Here is a 4,916-nt window from a genome sequence, read left to right on the forward strand (position 1 = left end):
TTTTTTTATTTCGTTTGATGAAGAATATGGGTTTGATTAATCCATTTATTTTTCTCGTGTTCTAAAAAAGTAACAGGAATATAAAACTCGCTATCATTTTTTTCTTTTCTAATTCCAAGAGATAAAAAACGATCAAACACTTGATTATAAAATATAAAATCAGCATTTATACGACTTTCTGTCCTCTTTGGATCATATATAGCTATTCTAGAATTTTCCATAACCTCAGTTAAGAAACAAAAATATTTCATTCTAAAATGGTATGCTTTAAATCGACCCTCATCCCTATTATTTAAAGTTTTATAACTTATTTTCCCCCGTAATAAATCCTTATAAATTTTCTCACCTCTTTTATATCCAAACTTGTGTAAACCTAATAAATGCATTAAATGCCCCTCATCGAATTTTATTAAAAAAGGAGTCGATTTATGTCTAACATCATATCTCAAAACTTTTCCAACAAAATTATCTCGATAAAACTCTGTGATTTCCTGAAGTGTTAATTCATTAACTCGATCACTCAATTGCATCCTCCTCAAACATCAAACCATTGACTTCTTTTTGTTCTTGCCTTGTTAACATCCTTTTTTCATCTTCAACATAATTTCCCTTACCCCAATGATAAAGCAACGCATAGATATATTCTGTTGGATCTTGCTCTTTATAGTGATCGAGTTCGCCATCTTTAAACAACTTATTCGATTCTTTGAAAAGTCCGGAGTACACCATCAATTGCTTTCCTTTTAACCCTTTATAAAAAGCATCAAAGACTTTTTCATTCGCCAGGTAGTCACTATCTTTCGCCGAGTATTTGGCCAGCTCAGCCACTTCTTTTTTGCTGTTCGTTCGAACCTTTTGCACATGAACGTTCGTAATCAACGGATTATTAGTAACCTGCTGCCAGAGATCCAACCATCGTGCTTGAGTAATATATTGTTTACGATCATTAAAATAGCTTTTATTCACCGCAATCAGCACATGAAAATGAGGGTTGTAGTCGTCTCGATCTTGATTATATGTAACCTCTAACTTTCGAATATAGCCTTTAACAATACTTTGAACTTCTTTTCGCTTCACTAGTTTTTGAAAAGCGTGATTATATTCTCTAATTTCATCGTGTAATTCTTCAGCCTTCACATTCGGTGTCGTCAGTGTGAGGAAAATAAAATCCTTGTTATATGCATCTTTGATATATTCCATTTGGATCGCTAAGGCCAACGCTTCTTTCCTTGCTTTCTTCCAGGAACAAATAGGACAAAATCGGTTTTTGCAGGTATTTCCTTTATGCTGTTTTTTATTTTCCAACGTTTCATCAGCCACCATCATCATAAATGTATTACAATCCTGGACAATCTCCCATGACGACTCGGACAAAAACTTACGAATAAACCTTGCCAATACTTGATTTTTAAGTTTTTTCTCTTTATACTTTTCCATAACAAATGATATTCCTTTCTGAGGGCTGAGACCCTCATTAGGACGAAAAACTTGCACTCAGCCCTGCTTTTCCTTTTTTTGGTGTGGTTACCTTAAAGGGTAAAACAGTATGCTGAAAAACGCAAGTTTTTTTCGTTTTATACCTACTCGCTCAAAGGATTTGAGACTTACCTATCGCCGTAAATAGTTACCCTTAGTATCAAGATAAGTAGGAACTGATTTTCGCTTCGCTCAATCATTCCTAAAAACATAAACAATATAAAAAATATGCTTGGAGGAATATATTCCTCCAAGCATATTTTTTATATTTGCAGCATCGTATCGCAGGCACTACTTTTTTTGCATTAATGCCCAATCAATTTCTAACCCTCGAAGATATTTTAAAAATGTTTTCATGGTCGGATGATTATTTCCACTTTCCATTTTAGAGATCATGCTAGATGTTAGGCCACTCTTCTCCGCCAGCATAGCTTGCGTCAATCCCAATTCAACTCGTATCTCCATCGCAGTCTCTAACATCTTGGCATAGGCCTGATCGGTCTCTTCTTGACTTTCCCCCAACTGAAATAACTTTTCCCAACTCGAATGGCTGATTCGTGCTCCCATTAGGCTATCCTACTCCTTCACTCAACTATCCTTTTCTCTTAACTTACATTCCAAATCAAGACTGTTTAAGTATCGAAAAAATGTCTTTGCTGTGACCTGGGTATCTACTCGTTCAATTCTTGAAATAGTTTTTCCATCCAATCCGCTTTTCTCCCCCACCATGACCTGAGTTAATCCTAAAGCTATTCGTCTATCGATTGCTTTAGAAAGCAAGTGAGCATAAGTACGATCTGATTTTTCCTCGCTCTGTGCAAGTTTTAATAGTTTTTTTGCTGTTGATATGCTGCCTTTACTAGCCATGGCGTCTATCCCCCCAGATGATTTTACATGCCTAAATCCGGACCTTTTCTCTGATTTTTTTGCTGTTGTTCTTTTCGTTGCTGCTGTTTTTCTTGAAAGACCTGATTCATTGCTGATTCTTCATCGTCTCGCTTCAAGCTAGTTGGATATTTTTTTAAGCTGAACGATTCAATAGCTTTCCCTTTGGCTCGACCAACCATATCAGCAAACTGCTGCTTTTGATTGTAGAACTGCTCTTTCAGCAAGTCCAATGCCTTATGCAAAATCTTATTTTCATTCGTTAAATGCCGGTTGTTCTTTTTCAATTGCTCATTTTCATCCCGCAATTCCTCGTTCGAACTTTGGGCCGATCGCAGATGATCTTGGGCACTCCCTAATTCTCTGTATAAATGTTGGTTTTTATTTTTCATATCAAACGAGCCCTTTGCCAGATTATACAATTCATCATAGCTCTCTTTGGACAGTTCCACTTTACGAGCTCCTGTGAAGCCCATAGCACGCTTTTCTTTCGCTCCTGAGGTAATCCGGTGGAAATTTTGCTCAAACTCCTTCATCGGCTCCAGAATCGCCTGTTTCTCTTCAATCTGTTGCTCCAGGTCTTCGAGCTCTTTCGTCTTCGCTTTGAAGTCATTCATGTCCTCATAGTCATTCGTTCCCACGAGCTCCCGATCAATCCCCCGGGCATTGATTTTTTCTTCTAAAAATCCAATCTCTCGTTCCCGCCAGTCTTCAAACGGATGCGTCTGATTCAACGTTACATCCTGCTGCTTGATCGCCCGGTCAAACGACACCTGCGTATCCATCCCTTTTTGGTACCCGGTAGCCACTGGCACAAAGTTCATATGCATATGGGGGCTTGCTTCATCATCATGAATCACCGCATTGTACATTTTCAGTTGGGGATTACGCTGTTGGAACTCCTGGAACCATTCCTGGAGCACGTCCTTCGCCATTTCCCGGTTGGCCTCATTGTCCTGAAACTGATCCTGCTCTCCGATCTGTACAATCATTTCCTGTTGGGGTCTCGTCTTTTTACTCTGCTGGACATGCTTGTAGTAATCATCAATTTTTCGGTCCCGGCGTTGCTGCTTGTCGTTATACCGATCTTTCGCTGCTCCAAACTCTCGCTCATATAATTCCCGAAGATCCATCTTCACCAAGTAGACATTCCGATCCGATTTCGAGAAGTCAATGTGATCATTTCGTTCTTTTCCCCGTTCCGTGAACTCCCGATTATTATGTTTAATGTTGGTCTTCCTCGTATCCTTTTTGAGGGAGATACTCATGCCCATTCCGATCACCTCGCTACCTCTGAGCCTACCAGATATTTGTTACTTTGCCAAAGTAACGCTTTCTGAGTTTTGACAGGTGTGTCAAAACGAAAGCGCTCTGCGAGGCATGTCGGCTGCGCCGAGCCATGCTCCGCATGGCCAAAAAAAAGACCGCCCCTTTTTGAAAAAAGGGGCAGCCAAAAACTTTCTTTATCCCTCCGGGGGCTCTGTCGAGGACGAAGCAAAAAGGGAAAAAAGTGTTTTTCCTTTTTGCTGTCGCCAAGAGCCTGGAAACCATCAATAATCGTCAATTCTTAATCCTCCATTGGCTTCGCCAAAGTCCGGTTACATTGACGATAAAAAAGCTAAAAAGAATGGACCAAATAAAATTAACTCTGTCTGTTCTTAACAAAACTTGGATACTCATAAGTTATTTTTAATAACATCTCAGTGAATTTCAAAAGCATTTCTGCTTCATTTCGATCTATATTTCCAATTTCATGAGTAGCTAAGTTACCTGACTTCCTAATATGGTCTACCCAATCTCTACTATATTTAGGTATATAATTTTCATCTTTAAGATAATCTACATATTCTATAAATTTTAAGTTTTTATCTGCTTCCAATTGAACTGCAAGATTCATCAACAACTTTCGACAAAGTAACGCCACACCCGTATAAGCTCTAGCTCCAAAAGATTGTCTAGCTTCTTCATATAAAGTACCAATCTCCTTAGGTAAATGACTTATTTCATCACCAATTAAGAAATTAGGCTTCTGCTCACCATCTGGAGAAAAGAACGTTGGATGTTTACAGGAGGGACAAAGATAAATCCCATAGCCTTCAATAACACGGCTACCGTCCTCAAACTCACCAATCGCATAACCATTTTTTGAAGCAACCTCTGCACTACAGTAACCACAAACAAATCGTCTCGACTTGAGTATATGTGTTTTAGACCAATAAAATTCGATCATATAAGCTTCCCCCATTCCGAACAAATTAGTTGAATAAAAAAAATAAATTTGATAATATAAGTTTACGATGATAAGCAAAAATGTCTTATTATCGTGATAGTGCGAATGCTTGGTACTTCGTGCTCCCGCGCATGGGCACTGCAGCTGATATAGCAGTGCAAAATAATAATGCGAGTATCCCACAGGGAGATTGTCTCTGTCGTACCAAACCAAATTTAATTTCAGAAAATCTACGGTCTTCCGTAGATTTTTTTTATTTCGTTTGATGAAGAATATGGGTTTGATTAATCCATTTATTTTTCTCGTGTTCTAAAAAAGTAACAGG

General features: G+C 38.4%; 7 protein-coding genes. All 7 read right to left on the minus strand.

Annotation, left to right across the window (positions count from 1 at the left end; genetic code table 11):
- Positions 1–5 precede the first annotated feature (5 nt).
- The 7 genes from Q0757_RS16815 to Q0757_RS16845 all read right to left on the minus strand — a co-directional run bounded on the left by Q0757_RS16815 (position 6) and on the right by Q0757_RS16845 (position 4,591).
- The gene (locus Q0757_RS16815) at positions 6–524 is read right to left on the minus strand and encodes a PBECR4 domain-containing protein (RefSeq protein ID WP_298789276.1); all 519 of its coding nucleotides are present in this window, start codon (positions 522–524) and stop codon (positions 6–8) included.
- The gene (locus Q0757_RS16820; RefSeq protein WP_298789277.1) at positions 517–1,437 is read right to left on the minus strand and encodes a protein rep; all 921 of its coding nucleotides are present in this window, start codon (positions 1,435–1,437) and stop codon (positions 517–519) included. Before Q0757_RS16820 ends, Q0757_RS16815 begins: the two co-directional genes overlap by 8 nt.
- Positions 1,438–1,767: 330 nt before the next feature.
- Complete coding sequence (locus Q0757_RS16825) at positions 1,768–2,043, minus strand: helix-turn-helix transcriptional regulator (RefSeq protein ID WP_298789278.1); 276 nt, start codon at positions 2,041–2,043, stop codon at positions 1,768–1,770.
- Positions 2,044–2,064: 21 nt separating this feature from the next.
- Positions 2,065–2,343: a helix-turn-helix domain-containing protein gene (locus tag Q0757_RS16830; protein WP_298789279.1), complete on the minus strand. Its 279-nt coding sequence runs from the start codon at positions 2,341–2,343 to the stop codon at positions 2,065–2,067.
- Between the two features lie 23 nt (positions 2,344–2,366).
- The gene (locus Q0757_RS16835; protein ID WP_298789280.1) at positions 2,367–3,629 is read right to left on the minus strand and encodes a plasmid recombination protein; all 1,263 of its coding nucleotides are present in this window, start codon (positions 3,627–3,629) and stop codon (positions 2,367–2,369) included.
- Positions 3,630–3,640: 11 nt separating this feature from the next.
- Positions 3,641–3,925 (minus strand): hypothetical protein, encoded by a 285-nt coding sequence (locus Q0757_RS16840; protein ID WP_298789281.1) that lies wholly within the window; start codon positions 3,923–3,925, stop codon positions 3,641–3,643.
- A 78-nt stretch (positions 3,926–4,003) separates the two neighbouring features.
- Complete coding sequence (locus Q0757_RS16845; protein WP_298789282.1) at positions 4,004–4,591, minus strand: DUF4145 domain-containing protein; 588 nt, start codon at positions 4,589–4,591, stop codon at positions 4,004–4,006.
- Between the last annotated feature and the right edge of the window lie 325 nt (positions 4,592–4,916).

This window comes from uncultured Marinococcus sp. (genome assembly GCF_947493875.1).
In the GTDB taxonomy this organism is placed as follows: domain Bacteria; phylum Bacillota; class Bacilli; order Bacillales; family Marinococcaceae; genus Marinococcus.